This window comes from Staphylococcus coagulans (assembly GCF_002901995.1).
Taxonomy (GTDB): Bacteria; Bacillota; Bacilli; order Staphylococcales; family Staphylococcaceae; genus Staphylococcus; species Staphylococcus coagulans.
The window spans coordinates 1-4,852 of the sequence record NZ_PPQN01000057.1 but is presented as its reverse complement, the minus strand read 5'-3'; the positions used below and the strand labels follow the sequence as shown (position 1 = coordinate 4,852).

Here is a 4,852-nt window from a genome sequence, read left to right as displayed (position 1 = left end):
AATTATTAAAGGGATGGGACATCATCATATTCATACACCTTCACACGTGCTAGGCTTGTCTTTATGATTGAATACGATATCCATCCCTTTTTATAAATGATTAAAAGTCATATGCAGTGATTTTTTGTAACCTGTTTCAGGACAATTCCAAACTGTATCACAATTGATTAAGGAGGCAGACTTCTACGTCCTGCCTCCTTATTTTAATAAGTTATAAATTCAATGACACAGCCTCCATTGGCCGTAGGGAACGGTACAACGCTCAGTCAGCTATTGCTCCTTATATGTTTAAAGCCTTTTGTAAATAAGATGCAAATATCACACTCTCGCCTTTTTACTTGAAATCAGTTGAATACCCACTCTGAACATCGCACATCTCTACCTTTTTAGCTATGTATCCACTATCAAATTGTAAATCAGTAAAATTGAGCTCAATTACACGTTCCCGTCCTCACCGGTGGAACCAATATACCATTTATCTCAAAATCTGAATTAAATCCTGAATATGTTGAATTGTATATGTGGGTTTGATCGCTGTTTTATTATGTAACTGACGATGATTGTACCAGCACGTGTCAATCCCTGCATTAATTCCACCTTGGATATCTGAAGTTAAAGAATCTCCAACGATTAAGAAATCATTTTTTTCATATTGATCAAATACGTTAAATACAGCATCAAAAAATTCTACACGCGGTTTTTGTGCCCCAATTTCATCTGAAATAAAAATGGAATCAACAAAAGTTTTCAGATCAGTTTGGGCAATACGTCGTTTTTGAGTATCTGTAACACCATTTGTCACAATAGCAATTTTATACTTACTTTTTAAATCATCTAATAACTTTTCAATGCCTTCTAACCATTTAATGGGCGCTAATGCTAACCCGTCACGAAAAGTTACATCTGCTTCGTATCCATCTACTTCCATCTGATAAGTTGAAAACGTTTCTATAAAACGATGACATAACACTTCTTGTTTTGTTATTTCTCCACGTTGGAATGCCTCCCAATGTGCTTGATTAATCTTTTTAAATGCTTTGTAATTATGTAATGCTTTAGGAACTTGATAGACGGCCATCAAATGATCATATGCTTTAACTTCCGCATCATCAAAATCAACTAATGTATCATCAAAATCGAATAAAATCACTTTATAACTCAATTTGTCCACTCCATTTTTAGTTAATCTGTTTTCAAGTTTACCAAAATCAACTTACAATTTTAAATAAAATGAAAGACAACAAGTAGGTTCTTTTCACCACTTGTTGTCTCACTATTATATTCTATGTTGAATCGAACAATATGAGCTATGTTTGATTGTTAATTGAAAGAAAATCTTATCCAAAGAAACCAGAAATAACGTCAATACCTTTTGCTACAATATCTGCGATGCCTGTCCCCATAGTAACCCAATCTTGATCAATACCTGCTTGGATAGTATCTTTAATTACATTGATTAAATCTGACATTAAAATACACTCCTTTAATTAAGATAAATTTTTGTAACAAAGTGTTGCATTCAACAACTTTGTTGTCTTTACCATAGCCTATTTATTTTAAATTGTGTTATTTATTTCTTGAATGACAACAAAACATGCACAACTGTACTTTTTACAATTTAATATATACAGTTACGCAACTTAATTGTCTTTACAAATTAATTTATATGCATATCTGTATAGAATAATGCCTAACTGTCATTGAATTTAACAATATTAGACACATACGCATAAAAATTTACTTATTAGGAAATATGTCACTTTTTTAATGACATTCCTTATATAATAAAAGTACAATTTATTCTAAGGAGGTCATTCTAATGACATGGGCAAGCATTATCTTAGGAATTATCAAATTAATTAAAGGTCTAGTTGACACATTTGCAAAATAATATTTTTTCTATTATCTCAATATTAATCTTTTATGATAAAGTAGGAAGATAGAGACACTTTTCTCGAGTGTATCCACTTCCTACTTTATTTTGTTGTTCAAAAAAGTAGAGACTTGTTTTTTCAAAATAACATGTTATTATATCCAAAAAAGAACTGAGGCTTTAATGATGTATAGTAAAAAACAACCAATTCAAATATATCTCACATTATTTTTAACTACCACGCTCATAGGAAGTATCCTTCTCTATTTACCGTGGACGGGTAAAAAGCCCATTTCTTTTATTGACGCAATGTACGTAGCAACGAGTGCTTTTACGGTTACAGGTTTATCAACAGTCGATATTACATCACAGTTTAATGTGTTAGGAGAAACAATCATCATGCTGCTTATCCAAATCGGTGGTATGGGGATTGTTGCTGTTTCAATATTGGCATTAATTATATCTCAAAAGCGGATTAGTTATCGAAATAATCAGCTTTTCAAATTGGAGTTAAATATTGACGAATCATTAAATGTCACGGATTTTTCCAAATTTATTTTCATATTCACAATCAGTTTCGAAACAATAGGTGCACTTGTACTTTCAACTGTATTTGTGCCTGAATATGGTTGGTCTTATGGCCTTTTTATTAGCGTATTTACCTCTGTCTCTGCACTGAATAATGCAGGATTTTCACTTTTTAGTGATAACTTAATTACTTACGCTCATGATCCCGTCGTTAATTTGATGGTGGCTATGTTAATTATTTTAGGTGGTATCGGCTATATCGTTTTATTCGATATTGTCACAACACATCAACTTAAAAGATTGCAGCTTCATACAAAAGTCACACTTTTTGTCACGTTTATATTAATTGTTGTTGGTACATTAGGTTACTTTGTCTTAGAATACGCACACGCTTTTAAAGGTATGTCATTTTCACAACAACTTCTAGCATCGTTCTTTCAATCTGTAAGTACGAGAACAGCCGGCTTTAATACCATTGATTTTTCACATCTCGCGCCAGGTACATTAATGTTGACGATGATTTTAATGTTTATCGGTGCTGGACCTATCAGTGCAGCGGGTGGGATTAAAGTTACGACGTTCGCACTTGTGATTTTATATGTCATCACATCATTGAATGGGCACCGCCACACACATTTATTCCGCCGATCTATTGATCAAAAACAAATTCAAAAAGCAGTTGCGATTACGTTAACAGCTATGATGTTCGTGATTATGATTATCTTTTGCTTTTCAGTGGCGCAACCTAACTTACAATTTGAAGCCATTGCCTTTGAGGTCATCTCTGCATTTGGTACAGTCGGTTTGTCTACAGGTATTTCGACGGAATATGGCTCAGTCGCTAAGTTGCTTATTATAATAACAATGATTGTGGGTAAAGTAGGTGTGCTTACACTATTAGGACTCTTGCAACATAGAACAAGAGAAACATTCCATTACGCTAAAAGCCACTTATACTTGTGATACTTCTTTCTAATTTGTCAGTTGTTGATAGAGTTTGTGTTAGCTTACAAAACTAACGCATATTTTAGTCAGCAACTGTCTTTTTAATTTAAAAATGGATTGCATATTAAGATTACTATGAGAACTCAAAATTTATTGTTTATAATCGCTTCATATTGTTCTTGTTTAATATTCCAATATACACTGACAAATTTATATTGTAATATTTTGTATATCGTGTTAATTGTATATAAAAGATTTGAAGACAATATTGATTTATCACAAATTGTTCGTTATAATTAATCTTGTGTTAAAAATGTCCTGGTAGCTCAGCTGGATAGAGCAATGGCCTTCTAAGCCATCGGTCGGGGGTTCGAATCCCTCCCAGGACGCTATTTACTGAAATTTAAGTACTTTTTAAAATTAAGAATCCCGTAACGACGGGGTTCTTTTTATTTTACCTATCAATAACACACCATATAAACCGAATTTTTAGGGACCCATTAAGAGCCGAGTCCTTGTTATTTCACTCCCACCTATTGCAGGCGGGGTTTATTTATTCATTTTCTTTCTCAAGTTGTTTTTGATAATTATATATTTTTCAGCATTTTCTAATATTAAGTTTTTAATTTTCCTTTTCAATGTTTGGAGGTTAAATGGGCGTGTCTATCAAATATCATTAACTACTCTTACCTTCTAAATATCCACAAATTGGTCGACACTTAGTTTTGGTGCTATACTCATTAACATATGAATATATTCTTTACATGCTCTAGCTTCTATTATTTCAAAACCCTTTCTATCGCATAACGCACGGTTTTCTTCTTACAGTAAAAAGCGCCATGTTTTCTAACAATTATTAGAAATCATGGCGCTCTTCATTGGATTAAATTAAATTTTAAACTTTCCTATCGCATAGACATATCAGTTATTGGTTGGTATAGGTTTATTGAATTCATTCTGACAAACTCCCAATATGTTAGCTTTAAAAAGTGTAATGTCATGAATCAAAATCTAGAAATAATCTAAATAATACTAAATTACTTAACTTTATATTTCAAAGCTTTATCAATTCTTTGTTGCAATGCATCCTTTTGAGATTTGTACTCAAAAGAAACAATGTTTACGGCTCTTTGTGCTTTTCGATGTGCTTGAACAGTATGTGTTTTTTCGAATTCAGTTACTAATTGTTTTGCTTTTTCAAGTTGTTGCTGTCTTTTTGGTGTTAAATTAAACTTATTATTTACATCAATTTTAGTAGTGATATTTGTTTTCTCTTTTGTTCCTTTAACTACGCTTGCATCAGCAGTTCCAATAAATGTTGTTGTTGTAATTCCAATTGTAGCAATAGCTAATAATGATTTTGTTATCAATTTATTTTTCATAATTTTTTTCCTCCAATTTTTATAACTAACAGATATATACAATACATGGTTTTCTACCATTTAGTAATTAACTATTAATTAACTATTCATAAATATTTATCATCATTATTAATTGAATTTAATG

Annotated in this window: 5 protein-coding genes, 1 tRNA gene and 1 pseudogene; 3 read left to right on the top strand and 4 right to left on the bottom strand. The window is 31.7% G+C overall.

The features are described 5' to 3' along the window. Positions 1–475 precede the first annotated feature (475 nt). Together CD118_RS10190 and CD118_RS10185 are read right to left on the bottom strand one after the other, a co-directional pair. Positions 476–1,162: a YjjG family noncanonical pyrimidine nucleotidase gene (locus tag CD118_RS10190; RefSeq protein ID WP_060830065.1), complete on the bottom strand. Its 687-nt coding sequence runs from the start codon at positions 1,160–1,162 to the stop codon at positions 476–478. A gap of 175 nt (positions 1,163–1,337) precedes the next feature. Further along, positions 1,338–1,469, bottom strand: coding sequence for a beta-class phenol-soluble modulin (locus tag CD118_RS10185; RefSeq protein WP_060830066.1), 132 nt, complete (start codon positions 1,467–1,469; stop codon positions 1,338–1,340). A gap of 350 nt (positions 1,470–1,819) precedes the next feature. Between CD118_RS10185 and CD118_RS12395 the strand changes: the two genes are divergently transcribed. The 3 genes from CD118_RS12395 (at position 1,820) to CD118_RS10175 (ending at position 3,735) form a co-directional block, all read left to right on the top strand. Continuing rightward, on the top strand, positions 1,820–1,891 hold the full coding sequence (locus CD118_RS12395; RefSeq protein ID WP_142380871.1) for an alpha-1/alpha-2 family phenol-soluble modulin: 72 nt from the start codon (positions 1,820–1,822) through the stop codon (positions 1,889–1,891). A 168-nt stretch (positions 1,892–2,059) separates the two neighbouring features. Further along, entirely contained in the window at positions 2,060–3,364 is a 1,305-nt protein-coding gene (locus CD118_RS10180; protein ID WP_050345781.1) for a TrkH family potassium uptake protein, read from the top strand. 297 nt (positions 3,365–3,661) lie between these two features. Beyond that, positions 3,662–3,735 (top strand) — tRNA-Arg (locus CD118_RS10175). 304 nt (positions 3,736–4,039) lie between these two features. Here the strand turns inward: CD118_RS10175 and CD118_RS12390 are convergent. Both CD118_RS12390 and CD118_RS10165 read right to left on the bottom strand, forming a co-directional pair. Then, a pseudogene (locus CD118_RS12390) lies at positions 4,040–4,144 on the bottom strand (IS200/IS605 family transposase); the annotation flags it as partial. A gap of 239 nt (positions 4,145–4,383) precedes the next feature. Next, positions 4,384–4,728 carry a fibrinogen-binding protein gene (locus CD118_RS10165; RefSeq protein ID WP_060830067.1) on the bottom strand — a complete coding sequence of 115 codons (345 nt, stop codon included), beginning with the start codon at positions 4,726–4,728 and terminating at the stop codon, positions 4,384–4,386. Positions 4,729–4,852 lie beyond the last annotated feature (124 nt).

Excerpts from the sequence above, each read along its gene's own strand:
- CD118_RS10165 (WP_060830067.1), bottom strand. The coding sequence starts at position 4,728 with ATGAAAAATAAATTGATAACAAAATCATTATTAGCTATTGCTACAATT.
- CD118_RS10180 (WP_050345781.1), top strand. The coding sequence starts at position 2,060 with ATGTATAGTAAAAAACAACCAATTCAAATATATCTCACATTATTTTTA.
- CD118_RS10185 (WP_060830066.1), bottom strand. The coding sequence starts at position 1,469 with ATGTCAGATTTAATCAATGTAATTAAAGATACTATCCAAGCAGGTATT.